This window comes from Carnobacterium divergens DSM 20623 (assembly GCF_000744255.1).
Classification (GTDB): Bacteria; Bacillota; Bacilli; order Lactobacillales; family Carnobacteriaceae; genus Carnobacterium; species Carnobacterium divergens.
Genome location: NZ_JQLO01000001.1, coordinates 1,333,504 through 1,356,430 on the forward strand (window position 1 = coordinate 1,333,504; position 22,927 = coordinate 1,356,430).

Consider the following 22,927-nt stretch of genomic DNA (forward strand, 5'->3'; position numbering starts at 1 on the left):
ACATAACCTAATCCAATAATTGTTTTAATTTAGTTACCACTACTTCCATCACACTCATCTCTTGAACCATCGCGATTCTAATGTATCCTTTTCCACCTGATCCAAAACCACTTCCTGGTGAAAATAAAATATCTGTTTTTTCTAAAATAAAGGTAACAAACTCTTTATCACTCATATAGTCATATTGCTTTGGAATCTTAGTCCATATGAAAAAAGAAGCAGCTGGTTTTTTTATTTTCCATCCGACTTTATTCATTTCTGCAATAAAGTAATCAATTCTTTCTTCATACTTGGCTATTTCAACACCAGCTAACATAGGTAAATGTTCAAGGGCTGTAATGGCCGTTTTTTGTAAAGGAAGAAATAGTCCAAATTCAATATTAAATTGCAACGCTTTTAATTGTTTGATGATTTCTTTATTCCCACAAACAAATCCAATTCGCCACCCTGCAATATTACAAGACTTACTCAGACTATAAAGCTCAACTGCCACCTCTTGTGATCCTTCAATTGAAAGAATACTAGGTACTTCTGCATCGGTATATCGAACTTCTGCGTACGCTAAATCATTTATAATCATAAACTGATATTTTTTTGCTAGTAAAACAACCTCTTCATAAAAGGCGCTTGATAAAACTGTGCTAGTTGGATTTCCTGGTGAACATAGAATCATAAGTTTCGCCTCTTTGAAGGCCGTTTCAGAAATTTTACTTAAATCCGGATAAAAATCATCTGAATTACAAGGAAAATAGAGGATGTCTCCATCTAAAAGCTCAATGCATTTTGTGTATACACTATAGGATGGAGATGGAAGTAAAACCTTCTCATTTTTACCAATAAGTAACGAAATCAAACGATATATTGCTACCTTCGTTCCTGGAACTTCTAAAAAATGACTGTCTGGCGTTAAATTAACTCCAAATCTCGATTGATAATAGTTAGCAATACTTTTTCTAAGACTGCTTGTTAGTTCAGGTGAAAAACATCCGTACCCATGCATATCCTCTTCTTGGATACACTGACTTAATGTATCAATCAAAAGTTTATTTGGTTTTCCATCTGGATTTCCTACTGCTAAATTTATGATATTTTTGTTGTTCTCTAATTTTCGATCAATAAAATCAAAAGCATCTTCTTTGTATGTGTTAGTGGCTTTCAAATGATTACCTCCTTTAACGAATCGGTTTTTCAATAGCTTTTTCGCTGAGTTCATAATTTCCAGTTAAAACATCCTGTTCAAAATCAGCAATGACTCCTTTTAATGAATCTATTATCTCTGTTGCTTCATTTCTCGATGCTAAATTAATAGGATACAATAAATAAGCCACTTGTTCCACTGATTCAGCGTGAACCTTATATGCTGGGACAAAGCTTATTAGTGGCACCATTTCCCCTTGATTGCATTTGTTCCAACAATAATTTATAAAGCCTTGTGCAATTATGCCTTCATTATGTTTTGTTTCTTCAATTAAAATATGAAAATCAATTAAAAATACCAGTTCCCATCCTAAAGAATAGTCATTAATCACAGTCAATTTATCTTCTTTTTTCATTTCATTTTTAAAATGTAAACTCATTTCATGTAATTCAATTAAGTAGTTTTGAAAACCAGAAATCCCTAATCTTTTAAGAGTAATATAGGCTGCCGAAATCCCCATTGCCGGTCGTGAATTTTCAATGGTATAGCGATAGGCTCTGAATTTCCCATACTGATAATCTTCATCAGAATATTCATAACTCCCATCATTCAGTGCTGTAAAAGCCTCTTTAGATTTCGTTATAAAAAAGCTTGTTGAATAGGGGCAAAGTCCATTTTTATGAAAATCAACACCGAAAGAATCGAATTTCGATAGCCCCGCTTGTCGCTGTACCACTTGATTAATTTTAGATTGAATCGATTTTTCTGTTGTTTCTAAATTTGAGCCAGCTATTTTAAAATTAAACCATAACCAACCAATTACGCTGTCTAAATGAAAATGTGGGACATACTTTTCACCTAAGGCTTCCAAAGTTTTGGTTACGACCGTATAAGCTTTATCTATATCATCATGAGCAAAATTTATCGTTGTTCCCCCACAACAAATGACGGCTGCTATTTGTTTTCCTTTAGAAACTTGTAACGTTACAATCTCCTCAAGTTGCTGGTAATCCATCTGCCAATCTTTTTGAGCGGGTACTCTAACACACTGTTCAGACCCTATTCCAAGAATGGAACAGACATGCTCCACACAGTAATGCGAAGATTCATTTGTTAAGACAACTAGATTTGAAGGAACCCCCTTTTTATTTGAATTTGGAACTAACTTTGCAATCGCAAGTTTTATTGCATAAAGTAAGGTTAATTTCCCACCATTGCATGAAATTCCAACTGCCTCATTCCAACCTACAAGCTTTCCAACTCCTCTTGAAATTTGTTGCTCAGTTAGTAACAATTGTCCACCAAAATCGTCCATTAAACTGTTTACGTTATAGAGTTGAGTTAAGGTTGTTGCTGCAACCGCATCTAATAAAGGAGTCGGAACCATATTAAATAACGAATACGTTGAGTGTGGTCTGATAGAGCCATTAAAGACCGCTTGAAAATTATCTAATACTTTTTCACTATCCTCTCCGTCGAATGCTAATGCAAACTTGCTTAGTTCGGCATCATAATTAAAATCAATTATTGGTACCTTAGGCGATTGTGATTTATTTTTATTGCCTTGTATTTCAGACAATTTATTCAAAAATAAATCAAAGTTATCCTCGTTAGAATTCAGGAACTCATCTTCTAATTTAAAAAAACTATTTGTTCTCATAAAACACCTCCTGTGTTATTTTTTATCATAACATGGCTGGTAAGTTGGAATGAATTCGTATGTCATACATGTTAGACTTTCAATCAAATTCACTATCTAATTTAAAAATAAATAACCTCTTATTTCCCCCAATATTTTACAGGGAGACTCTAGTCTAAATAAAAAAAGCCCTCTTTCCTTTCATATCAATTGAAAGAAAAAGGGCTTCCTTTTTAATATCGTTTTGCAAGTTTCATTTTTTTAATCCTGCTTGGTAAGTAAAATTGGCAAAATACAACACTAAAAACAAGTGCAACAATTCCCATTAATAAACTTTCAGTAATGGAAAGAACTAGCAAGCTAGCAATTACAATAATCACTGATTGGCAAAGTAAAATCATCATTAATAACCTCTTCAAAGCGCCTGTTTTCACTGTTTCTTTAACTGGGTACAAATTCGTCAGCGCCATATTGTCATAGTGAAAATAAAGAGGCAATAGTTGAAAGCCCGTTAAGTAAATAAAAATAACAGCTAAGAAAAGACCCACGTAAAATGAATGAGTAACCACAATCAAGATAGCCGCAATTCCAGTCAATCGAATAAATAACCCACTGTACTCCGTTCCTCGTAAAAACGTTCGAGCATAGAGGTAGTCAAATGTTTTTTGATGAACTGGTTTAATGCCTTTTAAAAATCCATCTAAATATTTGCGGCGTCTAACTTTTCCTTTTAATGAAGGAATATCTGTAAATAAATTAATAAATTGATAGATACGGTGCATTCGTTGTTGTTCACTTGAAACCATCCATTCCCATTGATAAACTTGATGACTGCCTTTTTTATTAAGCCAGTTTCTACTTCCAATGGACACTAAAATCGCCAATGCAACACCTATAATAGGGTAGCTAAACAAAGAAATCCCACTAAGAATGGCGACTGTTACTACTTTAATAAGCGTAAGCAGATGTCGTTCTTGTTTTTGACTTACTTTTAACGCATAAATTTGTAAATCTAATTCCCAGTTTTTCAACATTAGCAACATTACGATAAAATAAACCATATCGAAAAAAGTAAGAGTTGTTGTGGCTACTAATAATGGCATTAAAAAGGCTGTTATTAATACAATGATAAAGCTTGGCAATAAGCTACTATACATTTTTGCTCCTTTGAAATAGTCCTTCATCTGCTCTTCTTTTGGTAGTAAGAATACAGCATCTGCTGGTTGAATCAAGGTTGCTAATTTTCCTGTTAGAATCAATAAAACAAAAATAACTAACACAATGGGCCGACCCCAAATAAAATCTCCTGCTAAGCTTTTTAAAAAGTTAGAATACGCATAACCTAGTGCACCTATTAAAAATAAACATACTAATACAAAATGGTCATTGAAAACATATTTCATATAACGCATCATTTTCTTTTGATGTAAACGAACTCGTTTTTTCCAAATTTCAATCATGTTCATCTATTTGTCCTCTTCTTTAGTTAATTGGATATAAATTTCATCTAAAGTAGCTTCCGGCATATTAAAACTTGCTCGAATTTCTGCTAAGGTCCCTTCTGCTTTCACTTCGCCATTGTGTAGCAACACAAAACCATCACACTGTCTTTCAGCAGTTGCCAAAATATGGGTTGACATTAAAATAGAAGCTCCTTGTGCTTTCATATCATTCATTAGTTCTAATAAAGCATTGATTCCTAATGGGTCTAAACCTAAAAAAGGCTCATCGATAATATACAAACTAGGTTCTACCAAAAAAGCATACAAAATCATGACTTTTTGTTTCATTCCTTTTGAAAAATGTGCTGGAAACCATTCCAGTTTATTTTCTAAACGAAATGTTTTTAATAACTTTCCAGCTCTTTCAAAAGCAATTTCAGTCGGCACATCGTACGCCATTGCAGTTAGTTCAATATGCTCTTTTAAAGTCAATTCATCATATAAAACAGGCGTTTCAGGAATAAAAGCAAATTTCTTTCGATAACTTTCAGTATCCTCCTGCACCGTCAACCCATCAATTGAAATCGATCCTTTTGTTGGTGACATTAATCCGATAATATGTTTAATTGCTGTACTTTTACCAGCTCCATTTAATCCTATCAATCCTATCAATTTTCCTTCGCCAACTTCAAACGAAATATCTTTTAAAACAGGTATTTGGCTGTATCCCCCTGTTACATTCCTTACATTTAAACTCATTATAGTATATCCTCCCGTAAATTTATTCTATCTTAGTATATCATAGCCTGACTTCTGTCGGTTGACTTTTCTATTTTTTCAGCATTAGCGTTTCACTTTCAATCATTTTTATGATACATTTAAACTATCAAAACGAAACATTTTTGGAACAAAGAAAGAAGGTTAAGTTAGATGAACGATTGCGTATTTTGTAAAATTATTAATCACGAAATTCCAAGCCATGTTGTTTATGAAGATGACGATGTGTTAGCCTTTTTAGACATCACACAAGTCACTCCTGGTCACACTTTGGTGATTCCTAAAAAACATGTAACCGATATTTTTGAATACGACGAAACCTTAGCTCAAACTATTTTTAGCCGTATCCCTAAAATCGCTCGTGGTATTGAAAAATCAAATCCTGCTATTCAAGGAATGAATATTATTAACAATAATCGTGAAATGGCTTATCAGTCTGTTTTCCATTCACATTTCCATTTAATTCCTCGCTATGGCAAAAAGGATGATTTTACTATGCACTTTGGCAACAATATGAAAAAATACCCACCTGAAAAATTAGCTGAAATTGCAGCAACTATTCAACATGAATTGGAGGACTAACACATGGCACATCCATTTTTTAAAGGTTTACTTTTTGGTTCTATTATCGGTGGGGTTTCTGCTTTATTAACTAACCCTCGCTCAGGTAAAGAAAATCGGGATTTAGCATTGAGTTACATTGACGATACGACTTTGCTCGTTGAAGATGTCTCAAACAGCATTCATTCTTTAAAGGGGGCTATCACTGAATTAAGTACAGAAGGCCTTTCTCTCTTAAATGAATTTACAGAAGAAATGACTGATTCTGTAGAAGAATTTACTATTCAAAATGAACCTCGTATGCGTCGAATTGAAGAAAAAGCAACTAAACTAACTGCCGATTTAGAAGAGTTTTCTGAATTGATGCCTGATTTAGAAGAATTAACTTCAAAAGAATAAAAATCCCTAACGTCAGTTGTCCTTAAACAACTGGCGTTTTTATTTTGCTCTTTAAATATGATTTTTTTGTGACTTTATCTTGATTTTATACGGAACTCTTTAAATTAGTAAACTTTTTTGTATATAGATATGTTATATTAAGTAAGGTACGTTTTACTTAAAAATGTAAACAATCAATTTTGAGAGGAATGAAGAAAATGAAAAAATTAATGATTGCAGGTGCAGCCTTATTATTAGCTGTCACAATTGCTGGTTGTTCAGGAGACAAAACCGTTGCTTCAACGACGGCTGGTAAAATTAAACAAGAAGAATTATACAATAAAATGAAAGGGAAATACGGTGAAGCAACCCTTCGTCAAATGTTAATTTCAGCTGCTTTAGAAGAACAATATGGCGATAAAGTCTCTAAAAAAGACGGTGAATCTGAATTTAACAAAACGAAAAAACAACTTGGCGATCAATTTGCCGCAGCGCTTCAACAAAACAATGTCACTGAAAGTGACTTTAAAGAAACTTCTCGTACAAGAGCTCTTATAAAAGTAGCTGTTACCGATCAAAAGAAATTTAAAGATGCTGATTACAAAAAAGCCTTCAAAACTTGGGTTCCTAAAATGTCTGCTCAACAAATCGTTGTTGCTGATGAAGATAAAGCAAAAGAAGTTATTGCTAAACTAGATGCTGGTGAGGATTTCACAAAATTAGTCAAAGAATACTCAACAGATACAACAACTAAAGACAAAGAAGGAAAAATTGAAAACTTCGATAATTCTACTGGTCTTGATGCCACTCTCGTAGAAGCAGCAAGTAAACTTAAAGATGGCGAATATACAAAAGAAGCTGTTCAAGGTCAAACTGGCTATACGATTCTAAAAATGACTAAAAACCCAGGCAAAGGCAAATGGGAAGATCATAAAAAAGAATTGAAAGAACAAATGATTGATGAAATCGCAAACGACCAAGCTCAATTACAACCAATCTTAGCTAAAATAATCAAAAAAGCAAACGTACAAATCGAAGATAAAGATATGAAAAATGCAGTAGCTTCTATATTAGAACCAACTACTAACACTACTAACACTACTTCTACTAAGTAATGTTAACTAAGAGAATAAGCTTTTTTCACACTTATTCTCTTTTTAACGTAATATTAAGAATATTAGATTGGTGTTTTCCTTTTAAATCTAGGTTGGATTATGCTATATTTAATAGAGTGCTTCGCAATTATAAAATGAAATGGACGTGTTCAAATGAAGAAATTTATGCTTTCTTGTGTAGCTGTACTTGCAGTCATCACAATCGCAGGTTGTTCAAACAGTACAGTAGCTACTACTAAGGGTGGAAAAGTAACACAAGAAGATTTATATGAATCAATGAAAGAAACAGCAGGCCCTGCTGCTCTTCAAAAATTAATCTTAAAAGATGTTTTAGAAGAAAATTATGGAAAAGATGTAACAGATAAAAAAATCAATGCAGAATTCGACAAACAAAAGAAAAGTTATGGCGAACAATTTGATACATTGCTAAAACAAGCAAACTTAACTGAAAAATCATACAAAGATACCATTCGCATGAATCTATTAGTTGAAGCAGCTGTTAAAGCAAACACAAAATTCACCGATGATGATTACAAAAAAGCTTGGGAAGACTGGACTCCTAAAATGACAGCTCAACACATTTTAGTAGCAGATGAAGCAGCAGCAAAAGATTTAATTGCTAAAATCAATGCTGGTGAAGATTTTGATACCTTAGCAAAAGAAAATTCATTAGATACTGGCTCTAAAGAAGACGGTGGAAAATTACCTGAATTTGATGCTACTACAGGATATGACCCAGCTTTCGTTGCAGCTGCGGCAAAACTTAAAGATGGCGAAGTAACCGCTGAACCCGTTCAAGGTCAAAATGGTTACCACATCATTAAAATGATCAAAAATCCTGAAAAAGGAAACATGAAAGATCATAAAAAAGAGTTAGAAACAGCAATGCTTGATGCAAAATTAAAAGACAATGAATACATTCAATCAGTTCTTGCTAAACTTGTTAAAAAAGCAGATGTAAAAATCAAAGATGAAGACTTAAAAGATGTAATGGACAGTTATACTGGAAAATCATCTGATAAAAAAGAAAGTACTACTAAAAAAGAGTCAACTGACAAAAAAGAGTCAACTAAATAATAAAAAAAGAAACGTGCCGATGCACGTTTCTTTTTTTATTCCCCTAACTCAGTTGATTCTTTTGGTTTATAAAACGTACGATTATCCATTCCAAAAATACGTTCTGTAAAGGTTCCTGGCTCAGTACGATTCAAAGCCGAATTTAACATGTTAATAGAAGCATCCATGTTATCAATTTGATGTAAAATCTCAGCTTCTCGTAAACGTGGTCGTACAGGTGAGCCATAATCTAACTGACCATGATGAGATAAAATCATATGTTTTAATAAAATAATATCTTCATTCTTATCGTCAATTTTTAGAGCTAAACAAGCTTTTGTGATTTCTTCATCGACGATTACAATATGACCAATCAAATTTCCTTCAAGAGTGTACTCTGTTGAGATGGCTCCTGAAAGCTCTATTACTTTCCCAAGATCATGCAAAATAACTCCTGAGTACAATAAGGCTTTATTTATTTCTTCGTATTGACTGGCAATTGTTTTAGCAAGGCGCAACATGGATACTGTATGAAAAGACAAGCCTCCCATATATGCATGATGGTGTTTTTTGGCTGCAGGAAATTGGAAAAATTCCGTTTGATATTGATTTAATAAATAACGCACTACTCTTTGCATATTTGCATTAGTAATGTCAAACAACGTACTGTTTATCTCTTCAGCAATATCTTCTTTTTTTATTGGCGCGCGTTCCATGTAGAGTTCTGGCGCATGGGGTTCATTTTCGCTTGCTAGTCGAAGTTTAAAGAGCTTTAATTGTGGATTTCCTTGATAAAGTTCCCGCTTTCCAGAAACTTTAATAACACTTCCAGCTGTAAATGCTGCGATATCTTCTTCAGAAGCATCCCAATATTTTCCATCGATCTGACCACTCTTATCTTGAAAAGTAAAGGCAATAAATTTTTTGCCATTTTTTGCAATTCGGATATCGGCTCCCTTAATCAATAAAAAAAGATCAACGGTATCGTCAACATTATAATCGTATATTTTTTTGTCCATACATCTCCCACTCTCTTATTTCATTTTAGTTCGTTACCTCTATTGTAACACTTTCACCTGTTCTTTAGGGAATACATCTTGAATTTTTTTATCACATGTGAAATAAAGAACCTGATTGCTCTCACTCATTTTCACAATCAGCTTCAACATCTGTTCTTGACGGTCAAAATCAAAATTAACAAAACCGTCATCAATCAAAATGGGCATTTGAATTAAATCAGCTGCATTCTTAATAAATGCAAAACGCAACGCAATATAAAGTTGCTCGGCTGTTCCTTGACTTAATTCACTGACATCAAAAATGAGGCCTTCGTGATGCTGGACTTGAATTTGATTTTCACTTAAAAGAATACGATGGTAATTTTCATTTGTTAACAATTTAAAATACGTTGTTGCATCTTGAAGCGTTTGAGGGAGACGGTCTTTTTTTGCATAGGTTAAAGATCGTTCAATTAAATCAGCTGCAATTTGGTAACTACTCCATTTATCTACTAAATCTTGTAGTTCTGATTTTAAATTGGCAAATTCTTGCAACAATACAGAATACTGTCCGCCTTCTTCTAAATTTTTCAGTGCAACTTCACATTGAATTTTTTGATTAATCATTTCTTCAATCTTTATTTTTTGTTGGGATAGCTCTTGTTTTTGTTCTTGAATCGCATCTTGTAATTCTTGTTCATCTCTAAACGTTTCAAGTAATTCTTGGTTTATTGCAATTTGATTTTCTAATAACGTGACTCTGGCTTTTTTACTTTTTAATTGATCGTTTAACAAAAACTTCTTACGAAAAGACTCTTCATCTTGTACATAAACAAGTTGAAATAAATCAATTCTTTTTTTTTGGTAGATTTTGTTCTTCTTCAACCAATCTGATTTTTCTTGATTCAATTCTTCAATGGATGCTTTTACCTTATTTTGATGTTCAAGTTCTCCTTCGATTGCTTTTACTAGATGCTTAATTCCAATCAGAACAGCTGATACATGATTCCAATCTGCTACAACAACGGATTTAAGAAATTCAGCTTTCTTTAACCACACTTGAAACTGATCATTGATTACTTGTATTATCCGTTGATTTTCTGTAAATTCATTTTTTAATTGTCGAATTAACTCAAACGGATCAGATTCTGATAAAAAATCAGTAATTGCATACTGTTTTGGCAACTGCCATTCTGATTGTACTTGATTGATTTCCAAAAGAATCCCTTGTTTTCCAACCGTCATTTCTTCAAGTTTATGGGTGACTTGATTTACTGAAATCGTTACCTCATCTGATTTTGCAAGTAGTTCTCGCCACTGTTTTCGAAGTTCTTGTTGACGAATAAATTCCTCATATGAATAAGCTGGTGCATCTAGTGTGCTTTTTTTCTTTTTTTCTTTTAGCGAAAGAACTCGATACCCACTGAAAGCGATTAAAGCTAGACCGAATAAGATAAAAAAACGACTAGTGACAAACCCAAGTCCTATTGAAACAAAACCCGCTAATTGCATGAAAATAGTAGCGAATGTGGGCTTTGTGGACTGATTTTTTTGACGTTGGATTTTATTGACAGAATAAAATTCTTCTACTTGTTGAAATTGTTGATTTTCCCATAGTAGTCGCTCCACTTGATCTAGTTGCTGATTTAAAGCATTGTTTTCAAAGTTTAACTGTTGATACTTTTCGGATAATGATTGTTGCTCTTTTGTATAAAAATCTTGTCGTACTTGTAATTCTCTTAGTTTTTCTAATTGCTCGTTACTTAGTTTAAGTGGGATAGGAGTGTCTATAGCTAAGTTTAAATAACGATATTCTTGTTGAATTTGCTGGAAAAGTTGTTCATTTTTCTGGTTCGCTTGCTGCTCTTTTACTAAATATGCTTCTATAGTTGGAATCGTTTCTAACAGTTTAGTTAGATTTTCATTATGCGTTTCATAAAAGTCTAGCTCTTTGGAAGGAGCTAATTGCTTTGTTAACGAACTTAGCTGCTCTTCTTTTTTTATCAGTTCATTTTTGATTTGCTGCAATTCTTGGTTAAAATGTTGCAACTGATAAAGTCCATCTTCAGGTAATTTCTTTAATTGGGCTTCGCTAATTTGTTTTTGAATAGCTTTCATTTCTACAAAATATTGCCAGTTATTCGTTAATTCATTTAATTTTTCAAGATGGGTTTCAATTGCTTGCTGTTTTGTTCTTAGTTGATTGATGCTTTGTTCTAATTCTAGTTTTTGATTGACTAGTTGATTATACTGATTATTTTGTGCCTTTACTGTTTTGAGCTGTTTTTCTTTTTTTCTAATTTCAACTATTTTTTTATTGATCTCAGGTACTCTTCCAGTTTGCTTGTAAAGCTTACTGGCTTCTTGCTTAAAGCGGTCAGCAATTTTTAAATAGCGTTCATTTCCCATCGTTCCTATACTTAAAAAATAGCGATTTAATTTTTCTTGATTTAGTTGACTGATTTTTTGTAATTCTAACAAATTAAAGGAAAATAAGGCTTGATACGTCGCTTTATCGATGCCGCTTACCAATTCATTTAAAACTGTTTCTGGTAGTTTACTTCCATCTGCTTTAGTCAACGTAAGTTTGCCGTTTCCTTTACCTTTAATTCGTTCAATATCAAGTTCACCATATTGTCTTGTGACAATCCGCAAACGACCACCATAGCGACTGCCTTTTCTGGGTTCATAGCGTAATTCAGAACTTTGTTTAGCAGGAAAACCAAATAATATACTATGAATAAAGGCCATTAACGTTGATTTTCCAGCTTCGTTTTTTCCATAAAAAATCTGCAAATCTGTTAGAGAATCAAATGGTTGATCTACCCATTTTCCATAACCATAAATCGTAATTTCTTTAATTTTCATGGTTATCCCTGCTTTCATTCACTAATTCTGTACTAATTTCCGTTAAACTTTGCTTCATAATTCTAGAACGATAATCCTCATCTCTTGATTCCAATAAATCTTCAATTAACGCAAAATCAAATAAGCTATTGGTGGATTGATTAAATTGGTTCTCTTTCGACAATTCTTCAATCCCATGAAGCCACTCTTCCATAATAAACATTTTTTCAGTGGTATCTTCTGTCGCTCTTTTTTGTATTTTTAGTTGATTTACCCATATAAAAGGCTCTGTAGCTGAAATTTGTTGCAAGGCTTCTAGCAACTCTCCTTGGATTATTTTCTTTAAGACGTTTGGCAATAAGTCTTTTGTATCCACCAACTCAATGGTTAATAAATAATTTTTTTGACTGCCTTCTTTTATTTCAATTGTCTCTTTGATTTTCCGATACACGTCATCCAATGTTGACCGTTTAGCTAATGATATTTCTAACGTTTCCCATTGGATATCCTGAGTTTCTAGTGTTTCAATTGATGAATCCCCTAATGTTAGTGTGACTAATTCACACCCTTTGATGCCAGTTTCTTTACTACTTCTGCCTTGCGTATTCCCAGCGTACAGGATTGGTGGTTGTATTTCTAATACTTGTCTTGTATGAATATGTCCTAATGCCCAGTAATCGTACCCTTTGCTCTTTAACTCGTTGATTGTAAAAGGTGCATAGTGTCCGTGACTTGTTTCCAATCCTTCTGAAAAACCATGTAACATTCCAATATGAAAATCTGCCGTCTCATGCTTTTTAGGATATTCTGTAATCATGCGTTTCGTCATCCATCTACTGTTGTAACTGAAACTACTCACTGCTATGCGTTCTCCATTTTTTGTCGTCAACCATTTCGTTTCGACTGTTTCACTAAACAATTCAACATTTTCTGGCATCTTTAAATGTAACCCACTATTTTCTATGTAATCATGATTCCCATGACAAATAAAAACTGGGATCTCAGCTTGGTTTAATCGTTCCATTTCTGTCTTTAAAAAGGCTTGTGCTTTGACGCTTCGATCGTCACTATCATAAATATCGCCTGCCAGCATTACAAAATCAACTTTTTTATCAATGGCATGATTTACTAAATTTGTTAATGCAGTAAAGGTGGATTGGTATATTTTTTCCCACAAAAAATCAGGCAATGTTTTTAACCCAATAAAAGGGCTATCTAAATGCAAGTCAGCACCATGTATAAATTGAACCACTTGATTCACCCTTTCTTAAATGATTGTTTTATTTTAACAGAATGCACTGGAAAAATAAACAGGTGTTCGTTTTTCTTTTAAAAAAGATTCACTATCACTGACGCAATAGTGAATCTTCCAATTGATTATTGACCTTGATATAATTCTTGGATTGGAGACATGATAATACGGTTAATATCGTCAATCAATAAGCTTAATTTTTGTTCTGCTTCCATTAAGTTTTTGATTGTTTCATTTTCTCCAGTTTTCATAGCCATTTCTTGAGCTTCTTTAATTTCTTCTTCTAGAATCTCTTCACCAGACATTTGTTTTTGTTGTAATTTCACTTGGATTCCTTGAAATTCTTGAAACATTTCGTTTGCTTCTGGATTTGCTTTGACTGCATCATAAGCCGCTTTTAAAGCTACATATGCATCTGTTTCTCTTAAATCTTTTTCAAGTTGGTTTGCTGTGTCGTAAATATTATTGCTCATTGATTGAACACTCCTCTAAATGAAATTGTTTATTTTTCTCCTATTAACTATAACATTTCTGACCTATTTAATCTATTATAAAACGTTTTTTCATGAAATTTTTAGTTTAGCTTTTCTTTAAATTTATTAAACAGATTTCCCGACTTTTCTTTAAGGTAAGAAGATCCTTCTTTAAATTTATCGCCCCAATATTTTGCTCCTTTATCAAACTCATCTTTCCATTTATCAACAGAACCTTTGTTTTCTTCGGTTACTATATTTTGAGCACTTTCAGTATTAAACTTAGTCAGTGGAGTCAGAGGTAAAATATTGGCCATCTCTGATCTAAACAGTGGTGCAACGCCCTCTTCACTTAATCCTTGCAAGTAATGTTCTTCATCTGTTTTATCGTATCCAATCCATGTTGAAAGAACGATATCAGGAGTATACCCTACGATCCATTGATCTTTTGTTCCATTTTTTTCACCAAAGGTTAATTCGGTGCTTCCTGTTTTGCCGGCAATTGTGTAACCATTTGGCAAGGCATTTTGTCCTGTCCCATCGTTAAAAACACCCATCAACATACTCGTCATATCTTTAGCAACTTCTGGGGTTGTCACAGTTGTCATTTTAGGGTCTTGATTGTCAACGACTACCGCTCCTGTTGCATCTACAATTTTAGTGATTAAATGGCCGTCTGCGCGCTTGCCTTCATTTGCAAAGGTTGTATAAGCGCTGGCCATTTGAAGAGGTGAGACTCCTTTTGTAAGTCCTCCTAACGCTAACCCTAGGTAGCGGTCATCTTCAGTTAACGGAATCCCAAATTTTTCTACCTTATTATAGCCTTTGTCTACGCCGATTTCATCTAGTAACCAGACTGCAGGTGCGTTGATACTGTTGGCTACGGCTTGATACATTGGAACCTCCCCTAAATAAACGTCGTTGTAATTTTGCGGTGTATAATGGTCAGATCCATAAGAATCTTTCTCGTCTTTTAACATAGAATCTATTTTATACCCTGATTCCAAAGCCGGTGTGTATACAGCTAATGGTTTCATGATCGAACCTGGCTGTACACGAATTTGAGTTGCCCGGTTGTACCCTCTAAAGACATGTTCTCCTCGACCTCCAACTAACGCATAAACACCACCATTTTTAGGATTCATTGCAACTGAACCACTTTGAACAAGTGTCCCATCTGCTGAATATTGGAACAAGTTGTTATTTTGATAGGTTAACTCCATTTTTTGCTGATAGTCTTGATTTAAAGCGGTGTATATTTTATACCCTTTGTTCATAATGTCTTCTTCTTTTAGATCATACTTGTTAACTGCTTCATCAATCACTGCATCAAAGTAATATTTATAGCGATAACCATCAGTGGGATTGTAAGTATCTTCCAATAATAATGGTAAATTTTTAGCTTCTGTTGCTTCTTCTTTAGTTATTTTTTGATTGTCTGCCATTAGGTCTAAAATCAAATTTCGACGTTCAATTGAATGATCCATATGATCAATTGGATTGTAGTAACTTGGTGATTTTAAAATAGCCGCAATTGAAGCTGCTTCAGTTGTTGTGATTTCAGAAGCATGTTTGCCGTAATATTTTTGAGCAGCATCTTCCACACCCCACACACCATTTCCAAAGTAGGCATTATTTAAATACATTTCTAGAATATCTTGTTTGCTGTATTTTTTTTCAATTTCAACAGCTAAAAAAAGTTCTTGTGCTTTTCTAGTCAATGTTTGATTTTGAGATAAGAAAGCATTTTTTGCCAATTGTTGCGTCAAGGTACTTCCCCCACCCACAACGTTTCCTCGATTTACTACATACCCAACAGCTGCTCTAGCAATTCCTCGCACATCAAATCCGCCATGTTGATAAAATCGTTTGTCTTCTGTTGAAATAACAGCATCTTGAATTGCAGGTGCAATCTTATCTAACGTAACGAAACTGCCTTTTTGAGCATAGAGGCTTCCTGCTTCTTCCCCTTTTTCATCATAAACTTTAGTAGTCTGCTCTAAACCTGCTTTTAAGGATTCTACATTCGCTGACTTCGCTAAATAAAGCAAATAAATGCTCGTTACTAATACTACAACTAATAATGCCAACAAAAATATTTTATGAATATGGTATTTTTTCCAAATACGTTTTCTTGTATGATGGATTTTAATTAGATAGGGTTTTAGCCATTTCCAAAAAACTGCTAAACCCTGTTTTAACTTTTCAAAAAAAGTCGGTTCATTCATGTTTGTTCATCCTTTATATGTTCTAAATTTAGTATTCTTGTTCGATTTTAAACTCTTTCTTATTCTACCAAACATCTCTTCAATTATAAATACATCTCAAGTTGGATAGCACTTTTTAAGCTAACTGTTGGTATTTTTTAGATTTTACTTTATAATTCTATCGTAACGGAGTAAAATTAGATTAAAGAGTTTCTTAAGTTTCTTGCAAATTTTGCTCTTTCCTAATTTAAACTAGAAAAGTGAGGTGAGCCCCTTGGGACAGAAAAACTAACTACATTTCATCTATTTGCTTCTTTTAGTCTTTTAAAACCACCAATGGTGCGCTTATTTGCTCTTTTTGGTTGTCTTAACTACTTAAAAAGAAATCATTCATTACTATTATAACATCAAGGAGGTGGAGTTTACGTTTTTTTACAAAACGTGAACGCACATTTGTCAGTAGGTACCGGTATGATCATATTTTTTATTATTTTAGCCATTGCAGCTTTATTTGTAATGTCTGAATTTGTCTTAGTTCGGATCCGTCCAACAAGACTGGATTTTTTAATTGAAAATGGCAACAAAAATGCGATTTTATTAAAAAAAATGACAAAACATTTAGACACGTATTTATCCGCAACACAATTAGGCGTCACTATCACGTCTCTTGCCTTAGGTTGGTTAGGTGACCCTACATTTAAAAAGTTATTTGATACTCTATTTAGCACTATCGATATGCCTTCCTCGGTTTCGAGTATTTTGTCGATCATCGTTTCTTTTTCACTTTTAACTTTTGTTCAAGTGATTGTTGGAGAGCTCGTCCCAAAAAACTTTGCCATCAATAAAACTGAAAAAATTGGTTTATTAATTGCTCGTCCATTACAAGTTTGGTATCGTTTAATGTACCCGATTGTCTTTGTTTTAAATGGCGTAGCTAATGGAATTTCTCGTTCATTTGGCTTGAAAAGTGTTAGTGAATCAGATGAAAGTGTTTCTGAAGAAGAATTGCGAATTATCATGAGCGAAAGCTTAAAAAGTGGTGAAATCAATCGCGATGAGTATCAATTTGTTGAAAATGTATTTGCTTTTGACAATCGAATGAGTCGAGAAATTATGGTTCCCAGAACTGAAATGGTTACTGTTTCAACGGAAATGTCCTTGAAAGAAATCAGTGAGTTAGTTCGAACAGAACGTTACACTCGCTATCCTGTAATTGAAAATGGCGATAAGGATTCTGTGATTGGCGTCATTAATACAAAAGAAATTTTCGCAGCCTATGTCAATTACGTAGAAGCTGGTATTTCTGAAAAATTTAATATTAATAAGTATGTCCGTCCTGTTATTTCTGTTATTGAAACGATTCCGATTAAAGAAATTTTAGTTAAAATGCAGAAAGAACGAAATCAAGTCGCTATTCTAGTTGATGAGTACGGGGGCACAAGTGGGATGATTTCGATTGAAGATATCGTAGAAGAAATTGTTGGCGATATCAATGACGATTATGAAACTTCAGAAGAAGCTGAAATTAGAAAAATTGACGATCATCACTACATTGTGAGTGGAAGAATGTTAATTGATGAGATCAACGAATTATTCGGGCTTTCAATTGAAGAAGATAATGTGGACACGATTGGTGGCTGGATGATGAATGAAAAATATGACATTCAAGAAGGCGACTCTTTAGTCAGTGGAGACTATGTATTTACCGTTATCAAATCTGCTAAAAGTACGATTGAAACGATTGAAATTAGCCATAAAGAATTAGAAGAACCTTTAACCGAAGTTGAAGTAGAATCTACTGAAGCGTAAATAAAAGAGAGCATCTTGAACAAACTCGTTCAAGATGCTCTCTTTTTAATTTGGTCTAATAGAAGATTCTAGTAAGAATGCTTCGTCATCAGGATCTTTAGCATAACGAGTGCCGGTATTTAATGTAGCAATTTCTGCCATATCTTCTTTTGTTAATGAGAAATCAAAAATAGCTGCATTTTCACGAATACGATGTGGCGTCACTGATTTTGGAATCACCACAACACCGCGTTCAAGGTGCCAACGTAAAATAATTTGTGCCGCTGTTTTATTGTATTTTTCTCCCAATTTTACTAGGACTGGATTGTTTAATAAATCATTTTTCCCTTGACCTAGCGGGCCCCATGCTTCATGGACAATCCCGTGTTTTTTCATAAAGTCATGTAGTTCGTTTTGTGGAAACTCAGGGTGTGTTTCAATTTGATTAATCATTGGCGTGATCGTTGAATGAGCCATCAAATCTTCAAGATGATGAATTTGGAAATTAGAAACCCCGATTGCTTTAATTTTCCCTTCATTGTACAGCTCTTCCATTGCTTTCCAAGTTTCAATGTAATGAGGTGACGCCCAATGAATTAAATATAAATCAAGATAATCTACACCTAGTCGGTCAATACTCGCTTGAAAAGCTGCTTTTGTTTCTTCATATCCATGGTCGTAATTCCAAACTTTTGATGTAATGAAAATTTCTTCTCTTGGAATTTCTAAGCCTTTTAAGGCTTCCCCAACATATTGTTCATTTCCATATATCATTGCTGTATCTACATGGCGATAACCATCTAAAACAGCCGTCATCACTGCTTGAATCAATTCATTTTCTTCTTTTACAAGAAATACTCCTAAGCCTAGCTGAGGAATCTTAACACCATTTGCAAGCGTAATACTTTGAGTTAATGCTTTTTCCATTAAATTCTTCACTCCTTTGGGTTCATTAGATAGCACGTCGACTATCTTATTCTCTTAGTTTAACGTAAAAGATTGAAACTTACAAAAAAGAAGCATCTAAATCAGATTGACCGTTGAAAAAAGTTTTTAAGACTTCTTTTAATCTAGCAATAGCTCCCAGTTCATCATTTTCCATTGTCAGAACAAGTAGCGGTTCATGCAAACTGAGACGTAAAATAAACCAACCTTCGCCAAAAACGCCAGTCGTGTTCACTCGGACACCTTCAAAATTTTGCGGTTCTATTGTTAAGTCTGGCGTTTCTCGAATAAAATCACGAAAATCCTCCAGAACATTCGCACCAATTAAAGCAACATCTTCGCCTTCAATTTTAAAGCGAACTTCCTCAGTCTCGACAGGTTGTTTTAAATTGCTGATTAAATCACTTAGCGTTTTTCCAACTTTTTTTAATTTTGCATCTGCAATTAATAACTTCGCAATCAAAAAGGCCCCATCATCTAAAAAATAATTCTCTTTCAGGGCAGCATGTCCACTTGTTTCAATCGCAAGACTTGTTGGAATGCCTTCTTTATTCAAGGCTATGCCTTTATTGATTACATTACGGTAACCTGTGATATAACGGTTTTGTCTACCACCTAATGCTTCAATAAACGTTTTTAAATGTTCTGAAGTTGCTGAATTTGTTACAATCGTCGTTCCCGGGTTTTCTTCAATTAAGATAGCTGAAATCAGTCCAATTAAGTTGTTTCGATTGATTGGTTCGCCATTACTGGAAACGATCGCAGAACGATCAACATCCGTATCAAAAATAATGCCTAAATCTGCACGATTCGTTAAAACAGCGGTTTGAATACTCTTCATTGCTTCTTTGTTATCTGGATTAGGCACATGATTAGGAAAATGACCATCTGGTTCTAAATATTGGCTGCCAGAAGTTGTGGCTCCTAACGGCTCTAAGACAGCGGTTGCAAAAAATCCACCTGCGCCATTTCCTGCATCTACAACAATATGTCGTCCTTTTAAAGGTTCGTTGTAATGCTCTGGATCGTTAATCCCTTGACGAATTTTATCAACTAAATCTGCTGCATAATCTTTTAACAAATAACGAGGTACTACTGAGCCTGACATATTTCCCCAATAGACATAGCTCCAATCCGCGTGTTCTAACATAAACTGAATATCTTCGTGCTCTGCTCCTCCATCTTTTGTAAAAAACTTCAATCCATTGTACTGAAAGGGTAAATGGCTTGCGGTAATCATAATCGCTGCATCACAATCATATTCAATATATTGAGTTGCCATAAACATGGCTGGTGTCGTTGCCAGTCCAACATCAATAACTTCAAAATTAGCATTAACTAGCCCTTCAATTAAAGCGCTTTTAATTCGTTCACTAGACAAGCGACTGTCGTGTCCCACTGCAATTCTTAGCGGATAATGCGGGTCATCCACGGCTAACTTTTTAACTTCCTTTAGCCAAAAAGCAAACCCATAGGCTATTCGTTCAATTCGATCATTCGTTAATGTAACAACTTGGTTAGGGGTCTCCAAAGCGACCCCTCTTACATCAGAACCGTTTTGTAATTCGGTTAATACAGGAATTGTTGATTCATTCATAGATAGATGTCCTCCTTAGCAATTGAGCTTTTTTAACAACTTCTCTTAAAAAGAAGTCCATTTACTAAAATAATCGTATAACTTTTTAGCATCTTCTTGATCTTTTGAAATAATCAAAACGGTATCGTTCCCGCCAACGGTTCCTACCATTTCAGGAAAATCAATGGCATCTAATAATGCTGCAATCACATGGGCATTTCCAGGGATGGTCATAACGATTGTCATAAATTCAACTCTTGTTAATTTGATTACCACTTCTCCAATCGTTTGCTCCAATTTTTCTTCTTCTGACATTTTATTATGTTGGAAAATCGTGTATTTAACATTTCCATTTGCAGAGTTGGTTTTAACTAAATTCATCTCTTTGATGTCTCTTGAAATCGTCGCTTGAGTAGCTTCTACACCTTCTTCTTTTAAATAATGAAGCAATTCTTCTTGTGTTGAAATCGCATGGTTGTTAATAATTTGTTTAATAATCATTTGTCGGCTTGATTTTTTCATAATGATAAACCCCTCCTTTATTTTCTCTCCTTTTTTATTATACCAAAACAAAGCTCATTCTGCTTTTATTTCCCACTAACTTTTCATTAAATAGTCAAAAATAACATATTTTAGTAAGATAATGATAGAATTCCGACGGGTTATTTGTTATACTGATAGCAAGTTCATATCACTTTTGTTGAAGAAGAGAGTACTTTTTTAGGGAGTTTTTAGCGAGTTGGGACAGTGAAAGCCAATAACGAAGCAAAAAAGGAAGCGCACTTTGGAAAAAATAATTTGAAATTAGAGTAGAATTATTCGGATTTGTTATCCGTTATCAGTAAACAAGCGGTTTGTGCCTTTATGGTATAAACAATTAGAGTGGTACCGCGGGATAATACCTCGTCTCTTTTTTGACATAAGTCAAAATTGGGCGTTTTTTTTATGCTCTTTTTTCCAAAATTGATTGATAAATAGACACATTAGGAGGAATTTAACATGGATTACAAATTAATTATCGCTGAAACGTTACAAGATCAAATTGGCGACACTTTAACAACTGAAGAAATTTATACCTTGTTAGAAAAACCAAAATCAGTGGATCATGGTGACGTTGCGTTCCCAACTTTTTCATTGGCCAAAGTTTTCCGTAAAGCACCACAACAAATTGCAACAGACTTAGGTGAAAAAATCAGCAATCCAATTATTGCTAAAGTAGAGGTTGTTGGACCTTACTTAAATTTCTTTTTAAATAAAGAAATCGTAAGTGACACTATTTTAAAAACAGTCCTTGAAGAAGGTGCTCACTACGGCGACCAACAAATTGGACATGGTGAAAGTATTCCAATCGATATGTCTTCTCCTAATATTGCAAAACCTATTTCAATGGGTCACTTGCGTTCAACAGTAATTGGGAATTCCATCGCTGAAATTGTACGCAAAGTTGGATTTAAACCCATTAAAATTAATCACCTTGGCGACTGGGGGACTCAATTTGGGAAATTAATTGTTGCCTACAAACTCTGGGGTTCTGAGGAAAAAGTTAAAGCTGAACCAATCAATGAATTATTGCGTTTATATGTAAAATTCCACGAAGTTGCTGAAACTCAACCTGAATTAGATGACGAAGCTCGTGCTTGGTTTAAAAAACTAGAGGACAATGATGAAGAAGCGGTTGCATTGTGGACTTGGTTTAGAGAAGAATCCCTAACTGAATTCAATCATATCTATGATATGTTAGGTATTACATTTGATTCATTTAACGGAGAAGCCTTCTACAACGATAAAATGGAAGAAGTTGTCTCTATTTTAGAAGAAAAAAATATTTTAAGCGTTGATCGTGGCGCAACGATTGTAGATTTAGAAAAATACAACTTAAATCCTGCCTTAATTCGCAAGTCTGATGGTGCAACTCTTTACATCACTCGTGACCTTGCTGCTGCCCTTTATCGTAAACGCAATTACAACTTTGCCAAATCATTGTATGTAGTAGGAAATGAACAAAGCAATCATTTCAAACAATTAAAAGCTGTTTTAAAAGAAGCTGGCTTTGATTGGGCAGAAGATATGCACCACATTCCGTTTGGTTTAATCACGCAAGGTGGTAAAAAATTATCTACTCGTAAAGGGAAAATTGTTCTATTAGAAGAAGTATTAAACGAAGCTGTTGCTTCTGCTAACGAACAAATTTCTGCTAAAAATCCAGATTTAAAAGACAAAGAAAAAGTAGCTGATCAAGTTGGGATTGGAGCGGTTGTCTTCCACGATCTTAAAAATGATCGTTTAAACAACTTTGACTTTACTATTGAAGAAGTTGTACGTTTTGAGGGAGAAACAGGGCCTTACGTTCAATACACTAGAGCTCGTGCAATGAGTATTTTACGTAAAGCTAATGTTGAAATAGACTTAACTGCCCCACTTGCTTTATCAGATAGCTACAGCTGGGAAGTTGTAAAATTATTACAAGAATATCCAGACACCATTTCAAGAGCATATGAAAAATTTGAACCATCTGTAATTGCTAAACACGCGATTCACTTGGCACAAGCCTTCAACAAATATTATGCAAATAGCAAAGTTCTTGCTGATGATGCTGAAAAACCAGCACGTTTAGCTTTAGTTCAAGCAGTTGCAACTATTTTAAAAGAAGATTTACGTTTGCTTGGCGTAGAAGCACCTGACGAAATGTAATAAAAAAACTGGCAGATTCGATAAATACGAATCTGCCAGTTTTT

18 protein-coding genes and 1 other annotated feature are annotated in these 22,927 nt (G+C 34.1%); of the genes, 6 read left to right on the plus strand and 12 right to left on the minus strand.

From position 1 onward, the window contains the following. Positions 1 to 7: 7 nt before the first annotated feature. From BR52_RS06520 to BR52_RS06535, 4 genes are all read right to left on the minus strand, one after another. Complete coding sequence (locus BR52_RS06520; protein ID WP_034570571.1) at positions 8 to 1,159, minus strand: pyridoxal phosphate-dependent aminotransferase; 1,152 nt, start codon at positions 1,157 to 1,159, stop codon at positions 8 to 10. A gap of 13 nt (positions 1,160 to 1,172) precedes the next feature. After that, the gene (locus BR52_RS06525) at positions 1,173 to 2,798 is read right to left on the minus strand and encodes a pyridoxal phosphate-dependent decarboxylase family protein (protein WP_034570572.1); all 1,626 of its coding nucleotides are present in this window, start codon (positions 2,796 to 2,798) and stop codon (positions 1,173 to 1,175) included. Between the two features lie 212 nt (positions 2,799 to 3,010). Beyond that, on the minus strand, positions 3,011 to 4,243 hold the full coding sequence (locus BR52_RS06530) for an ABC transporter permease (protein WP_051915651.1): 1,233 nt from the start codon (positions 4,241 to 4,243) through the stop codon (positions 3,011 to 3,013). Beyond that, positions 4,244 to 4,978, minus strand: a complete 735-nt coding sequence (locus tag BR52_RS06535) for an ABC transporter ATP-binding protein (protein WP_034570575.1) — start codon at positions 4,976 to 4,978, stop codon at positions 4,244 to 4,246. A 171-nt stretch (positions 4,979 to 5,149) separates the two neighbouring features. Here BR52_RS06535 and BR52_RS06540 point away from each other — a divergent pair, with 171 nt between their 5' ends. The 4 genes from BR52_RS06540 to BR52_RS06555 all read left to right on the plus strand — a co-directional run bounded on the left by BR52_RS06540 (position 5,150) and on the right by BR52_RS06555 (position 8,127). Further along, a complete protein-coding gene (locus tag BR52_RS06540; RefSeq protein WP_034570578.1) occupies positions 5,150 to 5,578 on the plus strand; it encodes an HIT family protein in 429 nt (142 codons plus the stop codon). Positions 5,579 to 5,581: 3 nt separating this feature from the next. Then, positions 5,582 to 5,956: a YtxH domain-containing protein gene (locus tag BR52_RS06545; protein ID WP_034570581.1), complete on the plus strand. Its 375-nt coding sequence runs from the start codon at positions 5,582 to 5,584 to the stop codon at positions 5,954 to 5,956. Positions 5,957 to 6,153: 197 nt separating this feature from the next. Further along, the gene (locus BR52_RS06550) at positions 6,154 to 7,050 is read left to right on the plus strand and encodes a peptidylprolyl isomerase (RefSeq protein ID WP_034570584.1); all 897 of its coding nucleotides are present in this window, start codon (positions 6,154 to 6,156) and stop codon (positions 7,048 to 7,050) included. Between the two features lie 153 nt (positions 7,051 to 7,203). Then, positions 7,204 to 8,127, plus strand: coding sequence for a peptidylprolyl isomerase (locus BR52_RS06555; RefSeq protein ID WP_034570587.1), 924 nt, complete (start codon positions 7,204 to 7,206; stop codon positions 8,125 to 8,127). Between the two features lie 35 nt (positions 8,128 to 8,162). Here BR52_RS06555 and BR52_RS06560 read toward each other — a convergent pair whose 3' ends face one another. The 5 genes from BR52_RS06560 to BR52_RS06580 all read right to left on the minus strand — a co-directional run bounded on the left by BR52_RS06560 (position 8,163) and on the right by BR52_RS06580 (position 15,904). Then, entirely contained in the window at positions 8,163 to 9,125 is a 963-nt protein-coding gene (locus BR52_RS06560) for a 3'-5' exoribonuclease YhaM family protein (protein WP_034570590.1), read from the minus strand. Positions 9,126 to 9,164: 39 nt separating this feature from the next. Continuing rightward, positions 9,165 to 11,972, minus strand: coding sequence for an ATP-binding protein (locus tag BR52_RS06565; RefSeq protein ID WP_034570592.1), 2,808 nt, complete (start codon positions 11,970 to 11,972; stop codon positions 9,165 to 9,167). Then, positions 11,962 to 13,203: a metallophosphoesterase family protein gene (locus BR52_RS06570; protein ID WP_034570594.1), complete on the minus strand. Its 1,242-nt coding sequence runs from the start codon at positions 13,201 to 13,203 to the stop codon at positions 11,962 to 11,964. Before BR52_RS06570 ends, BR52_RS06565 begins: the two co-directional genes overlap by 11 nt. Before the next feature lie 125 nt (positions 13,204 to 13,328). Continuing rightward, positions 13,329 to 13,676, minus strand: a complete 348-nt coding sequence (locus BR52_RS06575) for a YlbF/YmcA family competence regulator (RefSeq protein WP_034570596.1) — start codon at positions 13,674 to 13,676, stop codon at positions 13,329 to 13,331. A 101-nt stretch (positions 13,677 to 13,777) separates the two neighbouring features. Continuing rightward, positions 13,778 to 15,904, minus strand: a complete 2,127-nt coding sequence (locus BR52_RS06580; protein ID WP_034570598.1) for a PBP1A family penicillin-binding protein — start codon at positions 15,902 to 15,904, stop codon at positions 13,778 to 13,780. Between the two features lie 450 nt (positions 15,905 to 16,354). Here BR52_RS06580 and BR52_RS06585 point away from each other — a divergent pair, with 450 nt between their 5' ends. Beyond that, the gene (locus BR52_RS06585; RefSeq protein WP_236707193.1) at positions 16,355 to 17,692 is read left to right on the plus strand and encodes a hemolysin family protein; all 1,338 of its coding nucleotides are present in this window, start codon (positions 16,355 to 16,357) and stop codon (positions 17,690 to 17,692) included. Positions 17,693 to 17,737: 45 nt separating this feature from the next. On the opposite strand, the gene BR52_RS06590 is transcribed toward BR52_RS06585, so the two are convergent. From BR52_RS06590 to argR, 3 genes are all read right to left on the minus strand, one after another. Continuing rightward, positions 17,738 to 18,598 carry an aldo/keto reductase gene (locus tag BR52_RS06590; RefSeq protein ID WP_034570600.1) on the minus strand — a complete coding sequence of 287 codons (861 nt, stop codon included), beginning with the start codon at positions 18,596 to 18,598 and terminating at the stop codon, positions 17,738 to 17,740. A 79-nt stretch (positions 18,599 to 18,677) separates the two neighbouring features. Beyond that, positions 18,678 to 20,213: a phosphohexomutase domain-containing protein gene (locus tag BR52_RS06595; protein WP_034570602.1), complete on the minus strand. Its 1,536-nt coding sequence runs from the start codon at positions 20,211 to 20,213 to the stop codon at positions 18,678 to 18,680. 45 nt (positions 20,214 to 20,258) lie between these two features. Next, positions 20,259 to 20,714 (minus strand): arginine repressor, encoded by a 456-nt coding sequence (argR, locus tag BR52_RS06600; protein WP_034570604.1) that lies wholly within the window; start codon positions 20,712 to 20,714, stop codon positions 20,259 to 20,261. A 169-nt stretch (positions 20,715 to 20,883) separates the two neighbouring features. Continuing rightward, positions 20,884 to 21,106 (plus strand) — a binding site (T-box leader). Between the two features lie 85 nt (positions 21,107 to 21,191). Here argR and argS point away from each other — a divergent pair. Beyond that, positions 21,192 to 22,883, plus strand: coding sequence for an arginine--tRNA ligase (gene argS, locus BR52_RS06605; RefSeq protein WP_034570606.1), 1,692 nt, complete (start codon positions 21,192 to 21,194; stop codon positions 22,881 to 22,883). The last annotated feature ends 44 nt before the right edge of the window (positions 22,884 to 22,927 follow it).